This is a genomic window from Nitrospirillum amazonense (assembly GCF_007828035.1).
Lineage (GTDB): Bacteria > Pseudomonadota > Alphaproteobacteria > Azospirillales > Azospirillaceae > Nitrospirillum > Nitrospirillum amazonense.
On sequence record NZ_VITV01000003.1, the window covers coordinates 145,356 to 167,487 of the forward strand.

Sequence of the window (22,132 nt, forward strand, 5' to 3'; positions counted from 1 at the left end):
TCATGACCGCGTCGCTTTCCTCGTCCCCCTTGCCCCTGGCCCTGACCATGGGCGAACCGGCCGGCATCGGCGGCGAGATCGCCTTGATGGCCTGGCGGCTGCGGCGTGACCGGGGCCTGGCGCCTTTTTTCCTGATCGACAGTCCGGACCGCCTGGCGGCCCTGGCCCGCGCCACCGGCCTTGATGCCCAGGTGCGGGAGATCGCCGACCCAGCGGAAACCGCCGCCGTCTTCGATGAGGCCCTGCCGGTCCTGCGCCAGGATCTGGCCGCCCCTGTGGTCCCGGGCCAGCCGGATCCGGCCAACGGCAGCGCCGTCATCGCCAGCATAGACCGGGCCGTGGCCCTGGTGCGGACGGGCCAGGCGGCGGCCGTGGTGACCAATCCCATCCAGAAAAGCAGCCTCTACGCCGCCGGCTTCCGCCATCCCGGCCACACCGAGTACTTGGCCCACCTGGCTGGGATGACGGAGGAACCGGTGATGCTGCTGGAGGGGGGCGGCCTGCGCGTCGCCCTGGCCACCATCCATGTGGCGCTGAAGGACGTGCCTGGCCTGCTGACGCCGGCGGTGCTGCTGCACACGGCGCGGACGACGTATCAGGCACTGCGCCGCGACTTCGGCCTCAGCCAGCCGCGCCTGGCCGTGGCCGCGCTGAACCCGCACGCGGGCGAGGGCGGTGCCATGGGGCGGGAGGAGATCGAGATCATCGCCCCCGTTGTGGCGACCTTGCGGGAAGAGGGGATGGCCGTCGCCGGCCCGCTGCCGGCCGATACCCTGTTCCATGCCGGCGCGCGCGCCACCTACGACGCCGTCATCTGCCAGTATCACGACCAGGGGCTGATCCCGTTGAAGACCCTGGATTTCGACACGGGTGTCAACATCACCCTGGGCCTGCCCTTCATCCGCACTTCCCCCGACCACGGCACCGCCCTGTCCCTGGCCGGCACGGCCAAGGCCAGCCCGTCCAGCCTGGTGGCGGCCCTGCTGTCCGCCAATCGCCTGGGGCGGCAGCGCGCCGCCGCCTGACTTTCTCTTATCAAGACCGCCCCATGACCAGCCTTGTCCACCTGCCGCCCCTGCGCGACGTCATCGCCCGTTTCGACCTGGGCGCCCGCAAGGCGCTGGGTCAGCACTTCCTGCTGGACCTGAACCTGACGGCGCGGGTGGCCGCTGCTGCCGGCGACCTGGCCGGCGTCACTGTCATCGAGGTGGGCCCGGGCCCTGGCGGCCTGACCCGCGCCCTGGTGGAAAGCGAGGCCAAGGCGGTGGTGGCGGTGGAGCGGGACAGCCGTTTCGTCGCCGCCCTGGCCGATGTGGTGGAGGCCGCTGCCGGCCGCTTGACCATTGTGGAGGGCGACGCGCTGGAGGTCGACATGACCGCCATCGCCCCGGCGCCGCGCGCCATCGTCGCCAACCTGCCCTACAACGTAGGGACGCCCATGCTGGTGGGCTGGCTACGCCAGATCCAGGAATTCCGCAGCCTGACGCTGATGTTCCAGAAGGAAGTAGTGGACCGCATCGTCGCCACGCCACGCACCAAGGATTACGGCCGCCTGGCGGTCATGAGCCAGTGGCTGGCCGACGCGCGGCTGGTGTTCGACATCCCGCCGCAGGCCTTTTCCCCGCCGCCCAAGGTCATGTCGGCGGTGGTGCACATCACCCCGCGCGCCCTACCGGCCGACGCCCCGTCATTCAAGGATATGGAGCGGGTGGTGGCAGCATGCTTCAACCAGCGGCGCAAGATGCTGCGCGCCGGGCTGAAGGGCCTGGTGGCCCAGCCCGAACCCCTGCTGGAAGCCGCGGGCATCCTTCCCACGTCCCGGGCGGAGGAGGTGGACGTGGCGGGTTTCGTGCGCCTGGCCCACGCCTGGCGGGCGCACCAGGACGTGCAGGGTTAACAAACCGCCCACGGTTAGATTGTCTCCCGGTTCTGCCTGTTATGCGGTTCACGCAGGCTGTCCATGCCTGAGTGGTGACGCGTTTATGATGCCCGTCACTCCCGCCCGCGCCTCGCTTCGCTAGCTTTGCGATACGGAACGACGCTGAAATTTGGGGATGACACCATGACCAAGCAGATCAATCACTGGGTGCGCCGCCTGCTACCCGCCCGCCTGCTACCCACCTTGGGCGTGCTGCTGCCCATCGCCGCCTGCAGCGGCGCACCGGACCATGACTACGTCCAGGTGGCCGACGAAAACCCCGCCTTTTCCAGCTGCTCCCAGTCCGCCTTCGACCTCTATCCCGGGGTCGAGCAAGGCGCCTTGCGCGCCGATCACCTGAACGCCTGCCTGGCCACCCGCCAGGCCAACGCCAACGATCAGGTTGCCGTGGCCCGCATCCACAGTTTCTGAGATCGGTGCCCGTCGTTCCGCTGTTGAATTAGGCGTTCCCAAATCCCCGGGCCGCCTTGGGCGACGTGGGGTGATACACCCGCCAGACGCGCCGCATCTGGCGGGTGGACGCGAAGCCCGCCCGCTCCGCCACGCTTTCCATGTCCAGCCGCGTATGGCCCAGCAACTGGGCCGCCAGCGCCACCCGCAGCCGGTTCACATAGTCCGGCAGGGTCATGCCCGTATGCTCGTTGAACAGCCGCGACAGATGGCGGGGGCTGGCGCCCGCCACGTCGGCCAGGGACTCTTGCGTCCAGGGGCGGGCCGGGTCGGCGGCGATGGCGTCCTGCACGCGGTGGACTGCCGGATGCACGTGGTTGCGTCCCTCCAGCCAGGCTGACAGCTGCGGATCGCCGCCCGCCCGCCGCAGGTAGACCACCAGGGCACGCGCCGCGGCCAAGGCCACCGCCGGCCCCACCATCTCCGCCACCAGATGCAGCATCAGGTCGATGCCGGCGGTGACACCGGCGCTGGTCGCCACCAGGCCATCCTCGACATACAACCGGTTCTCCAGGACCCGCGCCCGGGGTGCCAGGCGCGCCAGGGTCTCACAATCGCTGTAGTGGGTGGTGCAGGGCCGGCCGTCCAGCAGGCCGGCGCGGCCTGCCAGCAAGGCGCCGGCGCAGATGCTGACCAGCCGGTGGCGGGGCCGGACGCGGCGCCGCAGCCACTCGACGATGGCCTGGTTGCCGCTTTCCGTTTCCGCCGCGTCCGGCCCCTCATCCCCCAACATCTGTTCCACCGAGCCCACGACCATGACCATGGCCTCGTCCGGCAGTGCCCGGGGCAGGGGCTCGATGCCCGTCACCGTCAGCCCGATGGATGTGAGCAGCGATGCCGCCGGGCCGACATAGCGGACGACGAAGCGCAGCCCGTCCTGTTCCACATTGGCTCGGCGCAACACTTCCACCGGCCCCGCCACGTCCAGCAGCAGCGTCCGGGGCGGCAGCACCACATAGACGGGCAGGACGCGGGGGCCGGTTTTCGTCATGCGTCGAACGCCGTGGCGACGGTGGCGATGCGGGCGAAGCGGCCGTCCAGCACCAACTCGGTGGCGGCCTTGATCTCCGCCGTGGGCCAAATGCGCCCGTGCGCATCGATCATGGGGAAGGTCAGCGTCGCCTCCGTCACGTAGGTGACGTCGAAGCCCAGGTCGGAGGCATGGCGGGTCGTCGTCTCACAGCACTGCTCCGTCCGCACGCCGGAGATGACGACGCGGCGGATGCCATGGCTGATCAGCCAGACATCCAGCCCGCTGCCCACCAGGGCGCTGTGCCGCGCCTTGTGAAAGGTGGCGTCCGGCGTGATGTCCAGGCCCTCCAGCGTGCGGATGGTGCCGGACTCGTGGGTGAACGGCGCGTCGCCATCCACATGGAAGACCTGGATGACCGGAATGCCGCGCGCCCGGGCCTGGTTCACCAGCGCCTGCTGCGCCGGGCGATAGGCATCATACTCCGCCTGCACCCAATAGGGCCGGTGACGGAAGGACTCCTGAGCGTCGATGACTATCAGGGCGGTGGTCTGGATACCGGCGGTCACGGTGCTCATAGGGGCTATCTCCTGCCATCAGTGTGGGGTGATGGCGTGGATGCTAGCCTGCAGCGTACCACGGCATAATGAGGCTGGCGGACAAAGATGGGACATTTTACGCCATCAGCAAATTAACCGGGGCGGAGGTGATGCCAGCCGTTTACACCATGACGGTTGCGGCCTGACCTCATTCTTGATTGATTTGTGACATACGGTTCCACCGCCGCAGGAGGGGGGCATGGCCCCTGCGAACAACCACACCGCAGACATGAACAATTCCGCCGCGTCGGCGCCCGGCCTCTGGCACCGGCTGATGTCCAGCCAGGCGGCCGGCACCATCTCCCTGGCGGTCGGCCTGCTCAGCATCGGCGCGGTGTTGTGCCTGCGCTATCCCGCCTGGCTGACGACGCCGGAGCTGCGGCCGCACTACGACATGGATCTGCTGCGTCTGATCCTGGCGCTGTCCATGGGCGTGGGGGTGTTCCTGGGACTGGGGGCGTGCGTCCTGAACCGGCGCCGGCGGGCGGGTGTCATCGGCATCAGTGGCGTGGTGCTGGCCCTGTTGCTGGGCGGGCCCTATGTGCCGTATGAGGATTTCGACCAGGCCCGGACCTGGGTGGGGCTGGACTGGCTGGTGCTGGACCTGTTCTTCACCGGCAGCGCCTTCATCCTGCTGGAGCGCCTGCTGCCCCGCGTGGCGCCGGACCAGCCCGTGCTGCGGGAAGGGTGGCGGCTGGACCTCAGCTATTTCACCGTGAACCATTTGCTGATCGGCGCCTTTCTGCTGACCTCCAACCACTTCGCCCATGACGTCTTCGGTTGGGCGGTCAATGGCTGGGTGCAGGCGCAGGTCGCGGCGCTGCCTGGATTTGTGCGCTTCCTGCTGGTCATCCTGGCGGCCGACGCCGCGGAGTATGCCAGCCATCGCGCCTATCACGAGATCCCCTGGCTGTGGCGCTTGCACGCCGTTCACCACTCGCCCCAGCATATGGATTGGCTGTCCGGCTCCCGCCTGCATGTGCTGGAGGTGCTGATTACCCGGTCGCTGATCTTGGTACCCATCTTCCTGCTGGGGTTCCCCCAGGACACGGTGTTCGCCTACCTGATCTTCGTGTCCATCCAGGCGGTGCTGATCCATTCCAACATCGCCATGGATCTGGGCTGGCTGCGCTACGTCATCGTGACGCCGCAGTTCCACCATTGGCACCATGCCTCGGATGAAGAGGCGTTGGACCGCAACTACTGCGCCCACACCCCGTTCTGGGATCTGGTGTTCCGCACCTACCATCAGCCCAAGGACCGCTGGCCAGAGAAGTACGGCACGGTGAAGCCCATCCCCGGCGGTTTCGTCCAGCAATTCCTCTACCCGTTCAGCGGCCCCGTGGAGCTGCTGACCGGCAAGCGGGAAGGGTAGTGCCAAGGACGCTCATGCCCTTGTAGGCCGCGACTGCGGCCGCCGGAGCGTTTCGGGGAGCGTCAGCGGACTGAAACGTGAGGATGAGCCAAGGCCACGGATGTGGCCGCCCGGCGTTTGAGGATGTGCTTGAAGACTCACACCGCGAGTTCCAGCACTACCGGCGTATGGTCGGACGCCTTTTCCTGGCCGCGTGGGCCCTTGTCGATGGCGCAGCCCACCAGGCGATCGGCGGCCTGGGGCGACAGCAGGAAATGGTCGATGCGCAGGCCGTTGTCGCGCGGCCAGGCGCCGGCCTGGTAGTCCCAGAAGGTGAAGGCGCGCTCGGCATCCGGGTGCACAGCCCGGAAGGCCTCCACCAGGCCCAGGTGGGTGATCTCGCGGAACTTGGCGCGGGTCTCGGGGCGGAACAGGGCGTCGGTGATCCAGGCGGCGGGGTCATAGACATCGCGCGCTTCGGGGATGACGTTGTAGTCGCCGCCCAGCACGAAAGGCACTTCCTGCGCCAGGAGGCTGCTGGCATGGGCCTTCAGCCGGTCCATCCAGCGCAGCTTGTAGGGGTATTTCTCCGTGCCCACCGGGTTGCCGTTGGGCAGGTACAGGCTGGCGATGCGGATACCGCCCACCGTGGCCTCGACATAGCGGGCCTGCTCATCCTCCGGCTCACCCGGCAGACGGGTGATGATGTCGGTGGGTTCTTCCCGCGACAGCAGCGCCACGCCGTTGTAGGCCTTCTGGCCCACGACGGCGCAGTGATAGCCCAGATCCTGGAAGGCCTGCAGCGGGAAGGCGGCCGTCTCGCACTTGATCTCCTGGAACAGCACGACGTCCGGCTTGGCGCTGTCCAGCCACTCGGTCACGTTCCCTAAGCGGGCTTTGACCGAGTTCACGTTCCAGGTGGCGATGCGCATGGGAAGGCTCTCATCAGGCGGCGGTTCGCGCGCACCTTAGAGCGAAGGCCGCGCCAACGCGAGAACCTTGGAAGCCATTTCCAGACCATCTGCACGAGATCCCCTCATGCAGCTTAGGACGCGACCGCGTCCGCCGGACCTTTGTGGGGAGCGTAGCGGACCGCAAAGGGGGAAGCCAAGGCCGCGGATGCGGCCGCCCGGCGCCTGAGGGAATCTTACAAAGAAAAACTCTGCCCGCAGCCGCAGGAGGAGCTGGCGTTGGGATTGTTGACCTTGAAGTAGGACCCGGCCAATTCCTCGACGAAGTCCACCTCGGCGCCGGCCAGGAGATCCAGCGAGGTGTCGTCCACCACCAGCCGGGCGCCGTCGCGCTCGAACACGTGGTCGTCCTCGTTGGTGGTGGCGTCGAAGCTGAAGCCGTACTGGAAGCCGGAGCAGCCGCCGCCAGATACGGAAAGGCGCATCATGATGTCGGGGCCACCCTCCATTTCCGCCAGCTTGCGCACACGTTTGGCGGCGCTGGCGCTCAGGCTCATCGCCCGGGCGAGAGCGGGCGTGCCAGCGGGCGATGCGGTGTCGGCGGTGATGTCGGTGATGCTCATCGACGGTGTCTTCCCAGTTGTGGAATGGGCCGTCCAAACCCACGTACCTGTTGAAAAGGCGACTGGACAGGGGCGGCGTTCCTCTGTAACGCCCATAGTATGTAGGCGCTCCAAACGGTTCCGTCAAAGGACCAGGAACCATTCGGCGCCCGCACGGATCTGGCATGAGGTATGCGGCGATGATGAACTGGAACAGTCTGCTGTCGCGCAAGCGATTGGCCAAGACGACGGCCGACGCGGAGCTGCCGCACCGCAGTGCCTATGAGATCGACATAGACCGCATCACCTTCACCACCAGCTTCCGCCGGCTGGCGGACAAGCAGCAGGTGCACGGCATCGGCGGGTCGGACTACGTCCGTTCCCGCCTGACGCACTCCATGGAGGCGGCGCGGGTGGGGCGCTCGCTGGGGATGTGGGTGGGGCCGGCCATCCTGCGCAGCGTTGACTATGAGGTGAAGGCGACGCCGGCGGACATCGGCCACGTGGTGGCCGCCGCCTCGCTGGCCCACGACGTGGGCACCCCCTGCTTCGCCCACACGGGTGAGGATGTGATCTCCGACTGGTTCGCCGATAGTGACATCGGCCGGCGCATACGCGCGGGCCTGAGCGATGTCGAGCAGGCGGAGCTGTGCAAGTTCGAGGCGAACGCCCAGGGCTTCCGCGTGCTGACCCGGCTGCAGGGCTGGCGCGGCGTGGGCGGCCTGCAGCTGACGGCGGCCACACTGGGCGCCGGGGCCAAATATCCCTGGGGGGTGGAGGTGCCGAACGGCCCCCTCAAGCGCCCGCACAAGCGCAAGTACGGCTTCTTCGAGAGCGAACAGGCGGTCTTCGCCGAGGTGGCGGCGGAGGTGGGCCTGGTGGAAAAGGGACCGGGCGCCTGGTGCCGCCACCCGCTGGCTTACCTGGTGGAGGCGGCGGACGATGCCTGCTACCACGTGGTGGACATCGAGGACGCGGCCAAGATGCGCATGCTGAGCTTCGAGCATGCCGAAGACCTGTTGCTGGCCTTCATCCGCGACGACAAGCCTGACACGGCCACGGGCAAGGACTGGGAGGCGGACTACAAGACGCTGGAGGATGAGGACCGCAAGCTGATCTTCCTGCGCGCCCAGGCCATCGACCGGCTGGTGCGCGATGCGGCGGAGATTTTCCTGGAGCGCTTGCCGCAACTGATGGCCGGGGAGTTCTGCCACCCCCTGCTGACCCTGTCGGCGCGCGCGCCCGCCTTGCGCAGGATCGAGCAGGTAAGCCATGAGCGCATCTACCGCGGCCAGCAGCGCTGCGAGACCGACATCATCGCCGCCCGCACCATCACCACCCTGCTGGACGCCTATGGCGAGGCGCTGCTGGACCGGGAGAAGCTGGGCCCCGGCGCCAAGCTGCCCCGCCGCTGGGCCTCCCTGCTGGAAACCATGCCGGAGTCGCGCCAGCTGCCCTATGAGCGCGCGGGCTGGGTGCGCGGCCTGCTGGACTACGTCGCCGGCATGACCGACCGCTTCGCCATCCGTCAGGCGCAACTGATCGCGGGGTGAGGCGCCGGCGTCTTGGGGTTGCAAGATTCCTGACACCCCACAAGATTGAGGCTGTTGCGCATGTGGGGTGGGGAATGGGATGCGGGGAACGGTTGTAGCGTTTGACGAGGTCGCCGGTGCAGGTGAGGCCGTGGACGTGGAGGGCTTGTCCCATTTCTTCACCGCCGCGCAGTGGCGGGGTGAAGGTTTACCGGTCGCGGGCATGGCCGTCGAGATCCTGAGCGGCGGAGCGGACCTGAGCGTCGTATCCTTTCAGCCGCGCCCCGCCTTCACTTGGCCTTGGTTCCTGTTTTCGATCCAAGGAAGGGTCAGTCGGCGGGAGTACTGGCTGAAATACACCCTTCCGCTGTTGGGCATGATTCTGCTGGTCATGATCGCCGGCAGCCTGACGGCCGATTCCACCGGCCATAACGCCGTGGCCGGCTGGACGCTGGTTCTGATGTTCATCATTTCGCTCTGGACGGGCATCGCCGTACAGGTGAAGCGACTGCATGACCGGGGCTTCAGCGGCTGGTTCATCCTGTTAGGCATCATCCCCATCCTGGGGGAATACTGGGTAGCTGCCCAAGTAGGCTTCCTACCAGGCAAGCGCGGCGCCAACCGCTTCGGGGCCGATCCCATGGCCTGAGTGCTGGAAGCAGCGGGCTGCGGCAGCTTTGGACACCAGCCCTCCCAACTCCGCCCGTGACCTGCACCGCAGGAACCTTGTAAGGTGCGCCGCCGCCGGTCACCATGGATCGGCGAACGCGACTCTTTTGGATTGTGCCGGTTCTATCGCCATGAACGTTTACAAGGAATTCGAAGCCCTGGTTCGCCGCGCGCTGGAGGCCCTGGCGGCCGATGGCGGCATTCCCGCCGGGCTGGACCTCTCCCGCGTGACGGTGGAGCCGCCGCGCGAGGCGGCGCATGGCGACATCTCCACCAACGCCGCCATGGTGCTGGCCAAGCCGGCGGGCAAGCCGCCGCGCGCCATCGCCGAGGCGCTGGCCCCGCATCTGCGGGCCCTGCCGGACGTGACCGAGGTCACCATCGCCGGCCCTGGCTTCGTCAACCTGCGCGTGGCGCCCAGCTATTGGCGCGCCCGCCTGGCCGACGTCCTGACGGCCGGCGTGGGCTTCGGCGCCAGCACCATCGGCAACGGCACCCGCGTGAACGTGGAATACGTCTCCGCCAACCCCACCGGCCCGCTGCACGCGGCGCACGCCCGCGGCGCCGTGGTGGGTGACGCGCTCGCGGCCCTGCTGGAAAAGGCCGGCTACGACGTCACGCGCGAGTACTACATCAACGACGCCGGCGCCCAGGTGGACGTCCTGGCCCGCTCCACCCACCTGCGCTATCGCGAGGCCCTGGGCGAGACGGGCATCGAGATCCCGGCCGGCATGTACCCGGGCGAGTACCTGAAGGACGTGGGCCAGGCCCTGGCCGAGCGGGACGGTGCCAAGTGGCGCGACCTGCCGGAGGAGGAATGGCTGGCCCCGGTGCGCGCCTTCGCCATCGACCAGATGATGGCCGGCATCAAGGAGGATTTGGCCTCCCTCAACATCCACCATGACCTGTTCAGCAGCGAGCGTGCGCTGGTGGACAACGGGGCGGTGGACCAGGCGTTCAAGGCCCTGGAGGACGCCGGCCTGATCTATGTCGGCGTGCTGGAGCCGCCCAAGGGCAAGAAGCCCGACGATTGGGAACCGCGGCCCCAGACCCTGTTCAAGGCCACCCAGTTCGGCGACGACGTCGACCGCCCGCTGAAGAAGTCCGACGGTTCCTGGACCTATTTCGCCAACGACATCGCCTATCACTACGACAAGTACCGGCGCGGCTGCCCCGTGCTGATCGACGTGTGGGGGGCGGACCACGGCGGCTATGTCAAGCGCATGGCGGCGGCGACCAAGGCCATCTCCGACGGCAAGGCCGCGCTGGACGTGAAGCTGTGCCAGCTGGTGCACCTGCTGCAGAACGGCGAGCCGGTGAAGATGTCCAAGCGGGCCGGCACCTTCGTCACCCTGCGTGACGTCATGGACGCCGTGGGCCGCGACGTCGTGCGCTTCATCATGCTGACCCGCCGCAACGACCAGACGCTGGAGTTCGACTACGCCAAGGTGACGGAGCAGTCCAAGGACAACCCCGTCTTCTACGTGCAGTACGCCCACGCCCGCTGCCGCTCCGTCCTGCGCCAGGCCGCCAGTCTGCACGCCGACTGGGATCTGTCGCGTGAAGCGCTGTCGGCCGTGTCGTTCGACGGCCTGGCGTCCACGGCCGAGGTCGACCTCATCCGTCTCATGCTGAACTGGCCGCGCACGGTGGAGTCGGCGGCGGAGGCGCACGAGCCGCACCGCGTCGCCTATTACCTGCAGGATCTGGCCGCTGCCTTCCACGGCTTCTGGAACCAGGGCAAGGACGACGCCACCCTGCGCTTCATCATCGAGGGGGACGACGCCCTGACCCGGGCCCGCCTGGCCCTGGTGACGGCGGTGTCCCTGGTCATCGCGTCCGGCCTCGCCATCATGGGCGTGGTGCCGGCCGAGGAGTTGCGCTGATCCCATGAGCGACATGCACGACCATCACGGCGACCCCGACTACGACTACGATCCCGGCTATGACTGGCAGGGGCGGCGCCAGCCGGCGCCCCGCCGGCGCGGACTGCTGAGCCTGGGCGTGGTGGTGGCCGCCGTCGGCAGCTTCGGCGGGCTGATCTACTTCGTCTATACCCAGGGCCAGCGGGCGGGGACGGAGGCGATCGCCCCCATCATCCACGCCGATCCCGGGCCGACGAAGGTGAAGCCGGAGACGCCGGGCGGAATGGACGTGCCCAACCAGGACCGGCTGATTTACGACCGCCTGCGCGCCGACACCAAGACGGACCCCGGTGTGGAACGTCTGCTGCCGCCGCCGGAAGCGCCCATGGAACGGCCCACGGCCCCGCCGCCGGCCGCGGTCCAGCAGCCGGCGTCCCCGCAGACGGCTCAGACCGCTGCCCAAGCTCCTGCCCAGGCGCCGGCGCAAACCCCGGCCGCCCAGCCGGCGGCCCCGACCGTCCTGCCGCCCACCGTGCTGCCCCCGACGCTGGCCGGCACCACCGCCGCGAAGCCGATGACGCCGGCGCCGGCCGCGAAGCCTCCCGCACAGCAGACGGCGCAAGCCAACGCGCCCACGCCGCTGGTGCCGCCGGCCCCGCAGCCTGCGCCTCAGCCGGCCGCGCCCAAGCCTGTTGCCGCCGCCCCGGTCACGCCGGCGCCGAAGCCGGTGGAAAAGCCGGTGGCACCGGCCGCCGCTGCGCCCACGGCTGCGCCGACCGCTACCGGCGGCGGGTCGGTGAAATTGCAGTTCGCTTCCATTCCGTCGGAACCGCAGGCGGAAGCCGAGATGCAGCGCATCCAGCGCAAGCATGCCAGTGTCCTGGGCGGGCTCAGTCTGCGCCTGGTCAAAGCGGATCTGGGGGCCAAGGGCATCTATTACCGCGTCCAGGCGGGCCCCGTGGACGAGGCCCAGGCCAAGCGCATCTGCGAGGCGGTGAAGGCGGCCAAGGACGGCTGCATCCCCGTACATTAAGGCGGTGCCTGCGATGACCACCCCCAACGTTCCAGCGGCCGTCATCTTCGGCTGCACCGGTCCCGTCCTGACCGAGGCGGAGCGGGCGCTGTTCGCGGCGGCCAATCCCCTGGGCTTCATCCTGTTCCGGCGCAATTGCGAGACGCCGGAGCAGGTGATGGCCCTGACGGCGGCCCTGCGTGACAGCGTGGGCCGGCCTGACGCGCCCATCATGATCGACCAGGAGGGCGGCCGCGTAGCCCGCCTGCGTCCGCCGCACTGGCCGTCCCTGCCGCCGGCCGGCCGCGTCGGCGCCATCGCCGACGACAATGTGGCCAAGGAGGCCGCCTGGCTGCACGGCCGCCTGCTGGCCGCCACCCTGGCGCCGCTGGGCATCGACATGGACTGCGCCCCGGTGGCCGACGTGCCGCAGGCCGGCGCCCACGACGTCATCGGCGACCGCGCCTTCAGCCGCGACCCGGCCCGGGTCGCCCTGCTGGCCGGCGCCCAGGCGGACGGCCTGCTTGCCGGCGGCGTGCTGCCCATCGTGAAGCATCTGCCCGGCCACGGCCGCGCCACGGCCGACAGCCATAAGGAGCTGCCGACGGTGACGGCGGACCTGGCGACGCTGGAGGCGGTGGACTTCACCCCCTTCAAGGCCCTGGCCGACCTGCCCGCGGGCATGGTGGCCCACATCCTGTTCCCCGCGGTGGACGCCCGGCATCCCTCCAGCACCTCCGCCCTGGTCATCACCAAGATCGTGCGCGGGCTCATCGGCTTCGACGGTCTGCTGTTCAGCGACGACCTCGACATGCAGGCGCTGTCGGGCACGGTGGCGGAGCGTGCGGCCGCCGTGGTGGCCGACGGCTGCTGCGACGTGGCCCTGCACTGCAACGGCACGGTGGAGGATATGGCCGCCGTGGCCGCCGTGGTGCCCCGCCTGTCGCAACAGGCGCAGGAACGCTGGGCCCGGGCCCAGGCCCGCCGACCGGCCTCGACCGACGCCGACGCGGCCACCGTCGCCGCCTGGCGCGCGCGCCTTATCGACCTTGCCGGCAATTGGGACTGACCCCCTTGGACACCTCGATTCAGGAACTGATCGTCCGCCTCTCCGTGATGGCCATCCCCATGGTGCTAGCCATCACGCTGCATGAGGCGGCCCACGCCTGGGTGGCGTGGAAGCTGGGCGACGACACCGCCTATTCCCAGGGGCGGGTCAGCTTCAACCCGGGCAAGCACATCGACCCCATCGGCACCATCCTGATGCCGGCGACGCTGTTCCTGTTCACCGGCTTCGTCTTCGGCTGGGCCAAGCCCGTGCCCATCACCCAGAGCCGGCTGCGCCGCCCGCGCCGCGATATGGCGCTGGTGGCGCTGTCCGGGCCCGGCATGAACTTCCTGCTGGCCATCGTCTTCGCTCTGCTGCTGCACACCCTTTTCCTGCTGCCGGCCTCAGTGGCGGACTGGGTGGGGCAGAACTTCGTGGCGGGCATCCAGATCAACCTGATGCTGGGCGTGCTGAACATGCTGCCCTTCCCGTCGCTGGACGGTGGCAAGGTCATCGAGCAGATGCTGCCCTATCGTCAGGCGCAGTGGTTCGCGGCGCAGGAGGTGCGCGGCAACATGATCCTGCTGACGATCTTTTTCCTGCTGCCCTATCTTTTCAGTAAGATGGGCCTGTCGGCCTACGACCCCTATATGTGGCTGGTGCGGTGGCCGACCAGCGGCTTGTGGAACGTGATCGCCACGGTGACGGGACTGAGCTGATGGCCGACGCGCGGGGCCCGGATGAGGACTGGAGCGCCGCCCCCGCCCTTGACCCGGCGGGGGAGGGGGAGCCCGCCCTGCTGGTCGACCTCGGGGAATTCGAAGGCCCCATCGACCTGCTGCTGACCCTGGCGCGCGACCAGAAGGTCGACCTCACCCGCATCTCCATCCTGGCCCTGGCCGAACAGTATCTGGCCTTCGTCGAGGAGGCGCGGCGCCTGCGACTGGAGGTGGCGGCCGATTATCTGGTGACCGCCGCCTGGCTGGCCTATCTCAAATCCCGCCTGCTGCTGCCCACGCCCGAGACGGAGGAGCCGACGGGCGAGGAGCTGGCCCAGGCCCTGGCCTTCCAGCTGCAGCGTCTGGAGGCCATGCAGAACGCGGCCGCCCGCCTGATGGCGCGGCCGCGCCTGGGCCGCGACGTCTTTCCCCGGGGCGCACCCGAAGATTTGCCGGTGTTCGAACGCCGGGTCACGGAGGTAACGCTCTACGACCTGCTGCGGGCCTATGGCGACATCAAGCGCCGGCAGCAGAAGACTGGTCCGCTGCACCTGCCGCCGGTGGATCTGTTCACCATTGAGGACGCCATCCGTCGGGTGGAGGCCATGCTGGGCCGCCTGCCGGACTGGACCCGCCTGGACCGTTTCCTGCCGCCGGACTGGCGCGGCGGAGGCACCAGCCGGGAGGACAAGCTGAAGGCCCGGTCCGCGCTGGCGGCGACCTTCGTCGCCACCCTGGAGCTGGCCAAGGCCGGTCAGCTGGAGGTGCGGCAGGACGGGACCTTCGGCCCCCTGTACGTTCGCCGCACCGATACGCCCGCCGCACCGCCGACCCCGGATAAAGAGCCATGACCGCCGAAACCGTCACCGAGGCGCCCGCCGAGCTGGAAGAGAGCTTCGACCGCCGCGCCGAACAGCTGCGCCTGGTGGAGGCGGTGCTGTTCGCCTCGGCCGAGCCGGTGGAGGAGGCCGCGCTGGCCGCCCGTCTGGGCGAGGGCGCCGACCTGCGTGGCATCCTGGATGAGCTGCAGGCCTATTACAGTCATCGCGGCGTGCATCTGGTGGCGGCGGCCGGCCGCTGGGCCTTCCGCACGGCGCCGGACCTGGCGCCCCTGCTGCAGCGGGAGACGGAGGTCACCTCCCGCCTGTCCCGCGCCGCGGTGGAAACGCTGTCCATCATAGCCTACCACCAGCCGGTGACGCGGGCCGAGATCGAAAGCATCCGCGGTGTCGCCACCAGCAAGGGCACCCTGGACATCCTGATGGAAGCGGGCTGGATCAAGCCGGGCCGTCGGCGCGAGACGCCGGGTCGGCCGCTCACCTGGCTGACTACCCCGGCTTTCCTTGATCATTTCGGTTTGGAATCGTTGCGCGACCTGCCGGGCGTGGACGATCTGCGCGCCGCCGGCCTGCTGGACGCGCGCCCCGCCATCACCACCCTGTTCTCCCGCGGCGACGACGCGGCGCTGCCCCGGGCGGTGGAGGACAGCGCGGAGGATTAGGACACGGGCTGTTCAGCGCCGTCGGGAGCGTTGGGCGGTAAGGGCTCCACGGCAACGGCCAGTTCTACCATCGCCCGCCTCACCAATTGAAGTTGGTCATTGCCCAGGCGCCGCGACAACTCCGCTTGGGCCTGCCGCCATAGCGGGATGGCCTCCGCCAGCAGACGATGCCCTAGGGCCGTGAGGCTGAGCCGCTTTCCCGCACGGCCGCGCCCGCCATCGGCGCAGACCCAGCCCCGCTTTTCCAGGTTCTGGATATTCCGGCTAAGGGTTGTCGTATCGACCCCCGCGTTGAGCGCGAGTTCAACCAATGTGGCGCCCTCGGCCGCGCCGATTCCCAGCATCAGGCTGAATTGCTCGGCCGTCAGCCCCAGGGGCCTGAAGCAGGCGTTGTGATAGCGCGTGATCGCCCGTGCGGTTGCCCGGGCCTGAAAGCCCGGACATTCCGCCGCGATGGTCCGGAAGGCGTCCCGGTCGAGGTCGCTCATCTCCAATGGCCCCTGTACAATCGCGCAGCGCCATATAATGTATATGCATTATTGGGAGATGCGCCATGCCCGCTTACGTGCATATCAATTTACGGATCATCGACCCCGCCAAGCAGGCGGCTCTCGCCCCCCGCTTCCAGACCGCCTTGCAGGAGGCTGGCGGACGGATCCTGTACTTCGGTCGTGTCGCGCAGGTGCTGGAAGGCGATAACATGCCGCTGCCGATGGCGGGCGTGCTGGAGTTTCCGACGCTGGCCCAGGCGCTGGCGTTCTACGAGTCCGAGGCTTACGCCCCCATCAAGGCGGAACGCCGGGAGGCCCAGCAGGCGACGATGTTCGTCGTCGAGACCGCCTGAGCCCCTGCTCGGCGCGCCCCTCCTTACTTCGCGCTCGCCTCGCAGGCCGCCACGGCTTCCGCCACCATCTGGTCCACCTCCTTGTCGCCGGTGGCCTTCAGCCAGCCGCGCAGGGGCTTGATCAGGTCGGGATGGGCGCACAGCGCCGCCGCCTCGAACACGGTGGGGTAGACGCCCTCGGCGCTCAGCGCCTCCAGCACGTGGGGGCGGGCAAGGTCGCCGTCGCGCTGGGCCAGGGCCACCAGGGCTTCGGCGCGCACGCTGTCATCCTCATCGTTCAAGGCACCGATCAGGGCGTCGCGGACGGCCTTGGTATCGACCTCGGACTGGCCCAGCAGGAAGACCGCCCAGTCGCGGTTGGCGGCGTCGGGGTCCTTGAAGAAGGACAGCAGGCGCTTGATCGTGGCCGTGTCGTCCGTCTCGATCTCCACATCCTCGTCGATCAGATCCCGCAGGAAGTCCGACGGGGGCATATAGTCCTTGGCCATTCGTTTTTCCTTTCGCTGCGCGCCGGCTGGCCGCCACCTTTCCCGCCGGGATAGTCGTGTGGGGCACCCTTGTAAAGGCGCAAGGGCCACCGGGAACCGTGAGGTCGGCGAACCTTATGGCGGAGAACCTTGACCTGGCGCCCGGCCGGGTTCCAAATGGCCTGGCCCTGGGTTGCCTTGAGCCTGCCATGTCCCGCCCGACCGAACCGTCCCGCCGCTTCGCCATCCTGCGTTGGGCGGGCCCCGTCCTGGTGCTGGGGGCCGTCGCCATCGGCGCCTGGGGCGTCATCGGCCGGCCGCTGACGACGCCCAAGCCGGACGGTGTGACCAGCCTGGCCGCCATCGGCGGCCCCTTCGCCCTGACCGACCAGGACGGCAGGGCGGTCACGGATAAGACGTATGCCGGCAAGATCCTGATGGTCATGTTCGGCTACACCAACTGCCCCGACGTCTGCCCCACGGGCCTGGCGTCCATGAGCGTCATCCTGGACGCCCTAGGGCCGGATGCCGACCGGGTCCAGGGGCTGTTCATCACCGTCGATCCGGCGCGCGACACCACGGCGGTGCTGAAGGACTACATGGCCAATTTCAACCCGCACATCGCCGCCCTGACCGGCACGCCCGAGCAAATCGCCCAGGCCGCCGGCAGCTACAAGGTGGAGTACCGCAAGGTTTCGACCGATGGCACGCCCTTGGCCCCCGATGCCCACCCGACGGACTACGGCATGGACCACAACGCGGCCATCTTCCTGATGGACCCCAACGGCCACCTTAGAAGCACCATCAACCCCTTCGAACCGCCCACCACGGCGGAGGGCAAGGTGCGGCATGCGCTGGGGTTGCCGGTGGCGGCTGACTGAGCCCCACCCGTCCCGGCTCAGTCGGCCAAACCAGCCGGGGAACCTTTTATCCCTGTGTCAGGCGCCGGAAGACCATATCGACCACCAAGTCGGGATTCTGGGTCGATGCATGCCAGATGGCGCACGCCCTTTGACCGTAGGCGTAGGCTGCGACGGTGCTGCCGGGACCGGCCCCCCGGTGTCCTATGGGATGGTCCAGCGGCGTACCCGCAGTCAACATGAGGCCGAGCCCGTAGGCCGGGTCCTTGAAAATCTCATTCCGGTGTTCCGGAAGGGCGCGATGGTCAAGCATCGACGCAAATGTTGCGGGTCGCAGCAGGCCGCCTGCCGCTAAGCCCTTAAGCAGTCTGGCCGCATCCGCGGCGGTTCCAGTGACGAGGCCATGATAGACCCAACCCGGATGATAATCCGCCCCGGCGGGCCCCATCTCAACGTCGTGCAGATCCGCCGGTTGGGTGGCCAACCGCGCCGTCGTCAATCCCGCCGGCGTGAACACCAGACGATCGAGGGCGTCGGCCAGGGATAGGCCGGTGGCCTCCTCAATCAATTGCCGTACCTTAAGATAGCCGATGTTCGAATATGCCCAGCCGTTTCCAGGTTGGTAGCGTGATCGCTTCACATCCAGGGCCTGGAGTAGGCGCCCGACCGGCCATGGCGATTTGCCGGCCTGGACATCCTCATGATAACGGGCCAGGCCGCCATAGTCGGGAAGCCCGGCCTCGTGCCGCAGGAGGTGCGCCAATGTGTACGGCTCTCCAGCGACTTTTCCATTCAAGGAAAGCGAGCCATCCTCAACCAGGCGCAATGCCGCAATCGCCAGGACGGTTTTGGTGACGCTCCACCACGGCACGGGATCCAGTGTGCCGCTTACCGTGACGGTTCCATCCGCATCGATAAGGGCAACAGACTCCATGTTGTCCATCCTGGCTTTGTGCGCGGGATTTACGGCTTCGCCAGCGGGGCGTAGGCGCCGTTGTGCCAGGCGTAGATGACGTAGTCGTTCTGCTTGCGGTCGCCCTTGGCGTCATAGGAGACGGGGCCGACAGCGGTCATGAACTCCTGGCCGCTGTGCAGCACAGCGGCCACCTTCTTGGGATCGGTGCTGCCCGCCTTGGCGGCGGCCTGGGCCCAGACCTGGACGGCGGCGTAGGAGTAGAGCGAGAAGATGTTGGGCTCCCCACCGTTCTTGCGGAAGCTGTCCAGCGCCTCCTTGGCGGCCGGGCTTTGCCGCACGTCGGCGTTGTAGGCCATCATGACCCCTTCGCCCATGGCGCCGGCGGTGGTCCAGAACTCATCGCTGGCCAGGGTGTCGCCCGCCAGGAAGGCCGCCTTCAGGCCGGCGGTGCGGGACTGGCGCACCAGCAACCCGGCCTCGGGATACAGGCCGCCGTAGAACACGGCGTCGACATCCGCCGACTTCAGGCGGGTGACCATGCTGCTGAAGTCCTTCTCACCCGCGGTCAGGGTGCCGTTCAGGGCCACGGCCACACCCTTGGCCTTCAGCGTGGCGCGCACGGCGTCGGCCAGGCCCTTGCCGTAGGTGGTCTGGTCGTCGACGATGGCGATCTTGCCGCCCTTGTAATGCTCGGCGAGATAGGCGCCGATGACCTGGCCTTGCTGGTCGTCGCGGCCGCAGGTGCGGAACAGCGTGTCCCAGCCTTGGGCCGTCAGCTCCGGACTGGTGGAGCTGGGGGTGATGACGATGACGCCCTCATCGGCATAGACCTGGGCCGCCGGCATGGTGGTGCCGGTGGTCATGTGGCCCATGACCATGGCGACGCGGTCCGTCACCAGGCGGTTGGCGGCGGCGACCGACTGCGTCGGCTCCCCCCCGTCATCCACCGCATCCACCACCAGCTTCTGGCCCAGCACGCCGCCCTTGGCGTTGATGTCGGCCACGGCCTGGTCCGCGCCCCGGCGCAGCTGGGTACCCACGGCGGCCAGGCGGCCGCTCAAGGGGACGCCGACACCGATCTTGATATCCGCCAGGGCGGGAAGGCTGATCGACAGCAGGGGCAGGGCGAAGACGGCGGCACGCGCGAAGGAAGGGACACGCATTGAACTGTGATTCCTGAACCGAGGGAAAGCTAATTCACACTACTTGACCTCGGTATAGGATCCATCGCGCCACTGGTAAACTGTGTAATCAGCAGTGGTGCGATCTCCTTTTGCATCGAAGGCCAGGGGGCCGATCACAGTCTGGAAGGTGGATTTGTGCAGGACGGCCGCCACCTTGGTGGGATCGGTGGTCTTCGCTTCCGTCGCGGCCTGTGCCCAGGCCTGCACGGCGGCGTAGGAATAAAGGGTGTAGGCCTCGGGCTCGTATCCGCCATCGCGGAACTTCTTCACCACGTCGGCGGCCTGGGGCCGCAGCCGGTAATCGGGGCCGAAGGTGTTCAGCACGCCGTTGCCGCTGGGCCCGGTGATGCCCCAGAACTCGTTGGAGATGATGCCGTCGCCGCCCACGAACTGGGCCTTCAGGCCCTTGTCGGCCATCTGGCGCACCAGCAGGCCGCCCTCGGTGTGCACGCCGCCGAAGAACACCACGTCGATCTGGGCGTCCTTCATGCGGGTGATGATGGCGGACATGTCGCGGTCGCCCACGGTCACCGCCTCATACAACACTTCCTTCTTGCCCAGCTTGTTCAAGGCCTCGCGCGTGGCATCGGCCAAACCCTTGCCATAGGTCGTCTGGTCCTGGACGATGGCGATGCGGGCCTTCGGGAAGACGCGCGCGATGTAGGCGGCCGCCACCTGGCCCTGCTGGTCGTCGCGCCCGCAGGTGCGGAAGGTGGTGGCGTAGCCCATCTCCGTCAGGCGCGGGTTCGTGGAGTTGGGGGAGATCTGGATGACGCCTTCCTCGGCATAGACCTTGGCGGCGGCGATGGAGACGGCGGAGTTGTAATGGCCGAACACGGCGACCACGCCCTCGGTCACCAGCTTGTTGGCCACGGATACCCCCTGGCTGGGGTTGCTGGCGTCGTCGCCCTTGGACAGCACCAGCTTCTCGCCCAGCACGCCCCCCTTGGCGTTGATGTCGGCGATGGCCTGTTCCGTGCCGCGGCGCATCTGCTCACCCACCACGGCGTTAGGACCGGTCAGCGGGCCGGCCAGTCCCAGCTTGATCTCGGCGCGGGCGGCGCCCGCCCACAAGCCAGCCGCCACCATGATCGCGATCGCCGCGACGCGGTCCTTCATGCGCACCATGCCACCATTCCCCCATTCCCGATGCCGGCGGCCCTACCCCAATGGGTGGCCCGCCCTGTTCCGAGCCGAAGGTAGCACGCACCTGGCGCCACAACTCCAATGTGTCGCCGTCCCTTGCGCGGAATGGGAAAAGATACGACATCTGGGCACGCCCGTTCGTGCAACACCCCCTTTCCACCACAGGGATTCCGGCCATGGCCGCCTATGACTACGACCTTTTCACCATCGGCGCCGGCTCCGGCGGGGTGCGCGCCAGCCGAATCGCGGCCGGTCACGGCGCCCGCGTGGCGGTGGCGGAGGAACGATACCTGGGCGGCACCTGCGTGAACGTCGGCTGCGTGCCCAAGAAGTTCCTGGTCTACGCCGCTCAGTACTCGGCCGGTTTCGAGGACGCCGCCGGCTATGGCTGGGACGTGGAAGCCAAGGACCATGACTGGCAACGCCTGATCGCCAACAAGGATGCGGAGATCACCCGCCTGAACGGCATCTACCGCCGTCTGCTGGAGAATTCCGGCGCCACCATATTCGAGGCGCGCGCCACCATCGTGGATGAGCACACGGTGGACGTGGGCGGCAAGCGGGTAACGGCGGAGCGCATCCTGATCGCCACCGGTGGCTGGCCGGAACTGCCGGAGAAGCCCGGTGTGCGCGACTACGCCATCACCTCCAACGAGGTGTTCCACCTGGATAAGCGTCCCGAACATATCGCCATCGTCGGCGCGGGCTATATCGCCACGGAATTCGCCGGTGTGTTCAACGGCTTGGGCTCCCGCACCACGCAAATCTATCGGGGCGACAAGCTGCTGCGCGGCTTTGACGAGGATGTGCGGGATTTCCTGGGCGCAGAGATGGTCAAGGCCGGCGTCGATCTGCGCCCCGGCACCACCATCGAACGCCTGGAGAAGACCGGCCGCTGCTTGGTCGCCACCCTGTCCGACGGTACGACGTTGGAATTGGACGCCGTGCTCTACGCCACCGGCCGCCGACCCAACGTGCGCGGCCTGGGCTTGGAGCGCGTGGGTGTGGAATTGAACGAGCGCGGTGCCATCAAGGTGGACGACCAGTACCGCACCACCGTGCCCAACATCTATGCCCTGGGCGACGTGACCGACCGCGTGAACCTGACGCCGGTGGCCACGGCGGAGGGGCATGTGCTGGCCGACACCCTGTACGGCAACAAGCCGCGCAGCGTGAACTATCACAACATCCCGACCGCCGTTTTCTCCATTCCCCCTGTCGCCACGTGCGGCTTGACGGAGGAACAGGCCCGCGCCGTCTATCCGGCGGTCGACATCTATCGCACCAACTTCAAGCCCATGAAGCACACCATCTCCGGCCGGGACCAGCGCATGCTGATGAAGCTGGTGGTGGAACGCGCCAGCGACCGGGTGGTGGGCTGTCACCTAGTCGGCGACGACACGCCGGAGATGATCCAGGGCGTTGCCGTGGCCATGAACGCCGGCGCCACCAAGGCCGTGTTCGACAGCACCATCGGCCTGCACCCCACGGCGGCGGAAGAGTTCGTCACCCTGCGGACTAAGGTGCCCGACCCGGTTTAAGGG

24 protein-coding genes are annotated in these 22,132 nt (G+C 68.2%); 15 read left to right on the top strand and 9 right to left on the bottom strand.

What is annotated here, in order from left to right:
- Positions 1-2 precede the first annotated feature (2 nt).
- From pdxA to FBZ87_RS08600, 3 genes are all read left to right on the top strand, one after another.
- A complete protein-coding gene (gene pdxA, locus FBZ87_RS08590) occupies positions 3-1,025 on the top strand; it encodes a 4-hydroxythreonine-4-phosphate dehydrogenase PdxA (protein ID WP_145609940.1) in 1,023 nt (340 codons plus the stop codon).
- Between the two features lie 23 nt (positions 1,026-1,048).
- A complete protein-coding gene (gene rsmA / locus FBZ87_RS08595) occupies positions 1,049-1,897 on the top strand; it encodes a 16S rRNA (adenine(1518)-N(6)/adenine(1519)-N(6))-dimethyltransferase RsmA (RefSeq protein ID WP_145609941.1) in 849 nt (282 codons plus the stop codon).
- Between the two features lie 165 nt (positions 1,898-2,062).
- Positions 2,063-2,350 (top strand): hypothetical protein, encoded by a 288-nt coding sequence (locus FBZ87_RS08600; protein ID WP_145609942.1) that lies wholly within the window; start codon positions 2,063-2,065, stop codon positions 2,348-2,350.
- 28 nt (positions 2,351-2,378) lie between these two features.
- Here FBZ87_RS08600 and FBZ87_RS08605 read toward each other — a convergent pair whose 3' ends face one another.
- Positions 2,379-3,380, bottom strand: coding sequence for a GlxA family transcriptional regulator (locus FBZ87_RS08605; protein ID WP_145609943.1), 1,002 nt, complete (start codon positions 3,378-3,380; stop codon positions 2,379-2,381).
- Positions 3,377-3,937: a cysteine hydrolase family protein gene (locus FBZ87_RS08610; protein WP_145609944.1), complete on the bottom strand. Its 561-nt coding sequence runs from the start codon at positions 3,935-3,937 to the stop codon at positions 3,377-3,379. The genes FBZ87_RS08605 and FBZ87_RS08610 overlap by 4 nt, the downstream gene beginning before the upstream one ends.
- A 220-nt stretch (positions 3,938-4,157) precedes the next feature.
- Between FBZ87_RS08610 and FBZ87_RS08615 the strand changes: the two genes are divergently transcribed.
- Entirely contained in the window at positions 4,158-5,333 is a 1,176-nt protein-coding gene (locus tag FBZ87_RS08615; protein WP_211106899.1) for a sterol desaturase family protein, read from the top strand.
- A gap of 137 nt (positions 5,334-5,470) precedes the next feature.
- On the opposite strand, the gene xth is transcribed toward FBZ87_RS08615, so the two are convergent.
- On the bottom strand, positions 5,471-6,244 hold the full coding sequence (gene xth / locus FBZ87_RS08620; protein ID WP_145609945.1) for an exodeoxyribonuclease III: 774 nt from the start codon (positions 6,242-6,244) through the stop codon (positions 5,471-5,473).
- 215 nt (positions 6,245-6,459) lie between these two features.
- Positions 6,460-6,846 (bottom strand): iron-sulfur cluster insertion protein ErpA, encoded by a 387-nt coding sequence (gene erpA / locus FBZ87_RS08625; protein ID WP_145609946.1) that lies wholly within the window; start codon positions 6,844-6,846, stop codon positions 6,460-6,462.
- 179 nt (positions 6,847-7,025) lie between these two features.
- Here erpA and dgt point away from each other — a divergent pair, with 179 nt between their 5' ends.
- The 8 genes from dgt (at position 7,026) to scpB (ending at position 15,171) form a co-directional block, all read left to right on the top strand.
- Positions 7,026-8,378: a dGTP triphosphohydrolase gene (dgt, locus tag FBZ87_RS08630; RefSeq protein ID WP_246134306.1), complete on the top strand. Its 1,353-nt coding sequence runs from the start codon at positions 7,026-7,028 to the stop codon at positions 8,376-8,378.
- Positions 8,379-8,508: 130 nt separating this feature from the next.
- Entirely contained in the window at positions 8,509-9,006 is a 498-nt protein-coding gene (locus tag FBZ87_RS08635; protein WP_186454656.1) for a DUF805 domain-containing protein, read from the top strand.
- Between the two features lie 151 nt (positions 9,007-9,157).
- On the top strand, positions 9,158-10,912 hold the full coding sequence (gene argS, locus FBZ87_RS08640) for an arginine--tRNA ligase (RefSeq protein ID WP_145609949.1): 1,755 nt from the start codon (positions 9,158-9,160) through the stop codon (positions 10,910-10,912).
- 4 nt (positions 10,913-10,916) lie between these two features.
- Complete coding sequence (locus FBZ87_RS29130) at positions 10,917-11,924, top strand: SPOR domain-containing protein (RefSeq protein ID WP_186454657.1); 1,008 nt, start codon at positions 10,917-10,919, stop codon at positions 11,922-11,924.
- A gap of 13 nt (positions 11,925-11,937) precedes the next feature.
- Positions 11,938-12,972, top strand: coding sequence for a beta-N-acetylhexosaminidase (gene nagZ / locus FBZ87_RS08655; RefSeq protein ID WP_145609950.1), 1,035 nt, complete (start codon positions 11,938-11,940; stop codon positions 12,970-12,972).
- 5 nt (positions 12,973-12,977) lie between these two features.
- The gene (locus tag FBZ87_RS08660; RefSeq protein ID WP_145609951.1) at positions 12,978-13,670 is read left to right on the top strand and encodes a site-2 protease family protein; all 693 of its coding nucleotides are present in this window, start codon (positions 12,978-12,980) and stop codon (positions 13,668-13,670) included.
- A complete protein-coding gene (locus FBZ87_RS08665) occupies positions 13,670-14,521 on the top strand; it encodes a segregation and condensation protein A (protein WP_145609952.1) in 852 nt (283 codons plus the stop codon). Before FBZ87_RS08660 ends, FBZ87_RS08665 begins: the two co-directional genes overlap by 1 nt.
- Entirely contained in the window at positions 14,518-15,171 is a 654-nt protein-coding gene (gene scpB, locus FBZ87_RS08670; protein ID WP_246134307.1) for an SMC-Scp complex subunit ScpB, read from the top strand. The genes FBZ87_RS08665 and scpB overlap by 4 nt, the downstream gene beginning before the upstream one ends.
- Here the strand turns inward: scpB and FBZ87_RS08675 are convergent.
- Complete coding sequence (locus FBZ87_RS08675) at positions 15,168-15,659, bottom strand: MarR family winged helix-turn-helix transcriptional regulator (protein ID WP_145609953.1); 492 nt, start codon at positions 15,657-15,659, stop codon at positions 15,168-15,170. The genes scpB and FBZ87_RS08675 overlap by 4 nt on opposite strands.
- Positions 15,660-15,724: 65 nt before the next feature.
- On the opposite strand from FBZ87_RS08675, the gene FBZ87_RS08680 reads away from it, so the two are divergent.
- Positions 15,725-16,015 carry a DUF1330 domain-containing protein gene (locus tag FBZ87_RS08680; RefSeq protein WP_145609954.1) on the top strand — a complete coding sequence of 97 codons (291 nt, stop codon included), beginning with the start codon at positions 15,725-15,727 and terminating at the stop codon, positions 16,013-16,015.
- A 23-nt stretch (positions 16,016-16,038) separates the two neighbouring features.
- Here the strand turns inward: FBZ87_RS08680 and FBZ87_RS08685 are convergent, their stop codons facing one another.
- Positions 16,039-16,503, bottom strand: coding sequence for a HEAT repeat domain-containing protein (locus tag FBZ87_RS08685; RefSeq protein WP_145609955.1), 465 nt, complete (start codon positions 16,501-16,503; stop codon positions 16,039-16,041).
- Between the two features lie 188 nt (positions 16,504-16,691).
- Between FBZ87_RS08685 and FBZ87_RS08690 the strand changes: the two genes are divergently transcribed.
- The gene (locus FBZ87_RS08690) at positions 16,692-17,363 is read left to right on the top strand and encodes an SCO family protein (RefSeq protein WP_186454658.1); all 672 of its coding nucleotides are present in this window, start codon (positions 16,692-16,694) and stop codon (positions 17,361-17,363) included.
- Positions 17,364-17,409: 46 nt separating this feature from the next.
- Here FBZ87_RS08690 and FBZ87_RS08695 read toward each other — a convergent pair whose 3' ends face one another.
- The 3 genes from FBZ87_RS08695 to FBZ87_RS08705 are packed head-to-tail and all read right to left on the bottom strand — an operon-like array spanning position 17,410 to position 20,570.
- The gene (locus tag FBZ87_RS08695) at positions 17,410-18,276 is read right to left on the bottom strand and encodes a serine hydrolase domain-containing protein (RefSeq protein ID WP_186454659.1); all 867 of its coding nucleotides are present in this window, start codon (positions 18,274-18,276) and stop codon (positions 17,410-17,412) included.
- A 29-nt stretch (positions 18,277-18,305) separates the two neighbouring features.
- On the bottom strand, positions 18,306-19,421 hold the full coding sequence (locus FBZ87_RS08700; protein WP_145609958.1) for a branched-chain amino acid ABC transporter substrate-binding protein: 1,116 nt from the start codon (positions 19,419-19,421) through the stop codon (positions 18,306-18,308).
- Between the two features lie 39 nt (positions 19,422-19,460).
- Positions 19,461-20,570: a branched-chain amino acid ABC transporter substrate-binding protein gene (locus tag FBZ87_RS08705; RefSeq protein WP_145609959.1), complete on the bottom strand. Its 1,110-nt coding sequence runs from the start codon at positions 20,568-20,570 to the stop codon at positions 19,461-19,463.
- A gap of 194 nt (positions 20,571-20,764) precedes the next feature.
- Between FBZ87_RS08705 and gor the strand changes: the two genes are divergently transcribed.
- Positions 20,765-22,129 carry a glutathione-disulfide reductase gene (gene gor / locus FBZ87_RS08710; RefSeq protein WP_145609960.1) on the top strand — a complete coding sequence of 455 codons (1,365 nt, stop codon included), beginning with the start codon at positions 20,765-20,767 and terminating at the stop codon, positions 22,127-22,129.
- Positions 22,130-22,132 lie beyond the last annotated feature (3 nt).

Coding starts and splice junctions, on each gene's coding strand:
- pdxA (WP_145609940.1), top strand. CDS start 3: ATGACCGCGTCGCTTTCCTCGTCCCCCTTGCCCCTGGCCCTGACCATG.
- rsmA (WP_145609941.1), top strand. CDS start 1,049: ATGACCAGCCTTGTCCACCTGCCGCCCCTGCGCGACGTCATCGCCCGT.
- FBZ87_RS08600 (WP_145609942.1), top strand. CDS start 2,063: ATGACCAAGCAGATCAATCACTGGGTGCGCCGCCTGCTACCCGCCCGC.
- FBZ87_RS08605 (WP_145609943.1), bottom strand. CDS start 3,380: ATGACGAAAACCGGCCCCCGCGTCCTGCCCGTCTATGTGGTGCTGCCG.
- FBZ87_RS08610 (WP_145609944.1), bottom strand. CDS start 3,937: ATGAGCACCGTGACCGCCGGTATCCAGACCACCGCCCTGATAGTCATC.
- FBZ87_RS08615 (WP_211106899.1), top strand. CDS start 4,158: ATGGCCCCTGCGAACAACCACACCGCAGACATGAACAATTCCGCCGCG.
- xth (WP_145609945.1), bottom strand. CDS start 6,244: ATGCGCATCGCCACCTGGAACGTGAACTCGGTCAAAGCCCGCTTAGGG.
- erpA (WP_145609946.1), bottom strand. CDS start 6,846: ATGAGCATCACCGACATCACCGCCGACACCGCATCGCCCGCTGGCACG.
- dgt (WP_246134306.1), top strand. CDS start 7,026: ATGATGAACTGGAACAGTCTGCTGTCGCGCAAGCGATTGGCCAAGACG.
- argS (WP_145609949.1), top strand. CDS start 9,158: ATGAACGTTTACAAGGAATTCGAAGCCCTGGTTCGCCGCGCGCTGGAG.
- FBZ87_RS29130 (WP_186454657.1), top strand. CDS start 10,917: ATGAGCGACATGCACGACCATCACGGCGACCCCGACTACGACTACGAT.
- nagZ (WP_145609950.1), top strand. CDS start 11,938: ATGACCACCCCCAACGTTCCAGCGGCCGTCATCTTCGGCTGCACCGGT.
- FBZ87_RS08665 (WP_145609952.1), top strand. CDS start 13,670: ATGGCCGACGCGCGGGGCCCGGATGAGGACTGGAGCGCCGCCCCCGCC.
- scpB (WP_246134307.1), top strand. CDS start 14,518: ATGACCGCCGAAACCGTCACCGAGGCGCCCGCCGAGCTGGAAGAGAGC.
- FBZ87_RS08675 (WP_145609953.1), bottom strand. CDS start 15,659: ATGAGCGACCTCGACCGGGACGCCTTCCGGACCATCGCGGCGGAATGT.
- FBZ87_RS08680 (WP_145609954.1), top strand. CDS start 15,725: ATGCCCGCTTACGTGCATATCAATTTACGGATCATCGACCCCGCCAAG.
- FBZ87_RS08685 (WP_145609955.1), bottom strand. CDS start 16,503: ATGGCCAAGGACTATATGCCCCCGTCGGACTTCCTGCGGGATCTGATC.
- FBZ87_RS08690 (WP_186454658.1), top strand. CDS start 16,692: ATGTCCCGCCCGACCGAACCGTCCCGCCGCTTCGCCATCCTGCGTTGG.
- FBZ87_RS08695 (WP_186454659.1), bottom strand. CDS start 18,276: ATGGAGTCTGTTGCCCTTATCGATGCGGATGGAACCGTCACGGTAAGC.
- FBZ87_RS08700 (WP_145609958.1), bottom strand. CDS start 19,421: ATGCGTGTCCCTTCCTTCGCGCGTGCCGCCGTCTTCGCCCTGCCCCTG.
- FBZ87_RS08705 (WP_145609959.1), bottom strand. CDS start 20,570: ATGGTGCGCATGAAGGACCGCGTCGCGGCGATCGCGATCATGGTGGCG.
- gor (WP_145609960.1), top strand. CDS start 20,765: ATGGCCGCCTATGACTACGACCTTTTCACCATCGGCGCCGGCTCCGGC.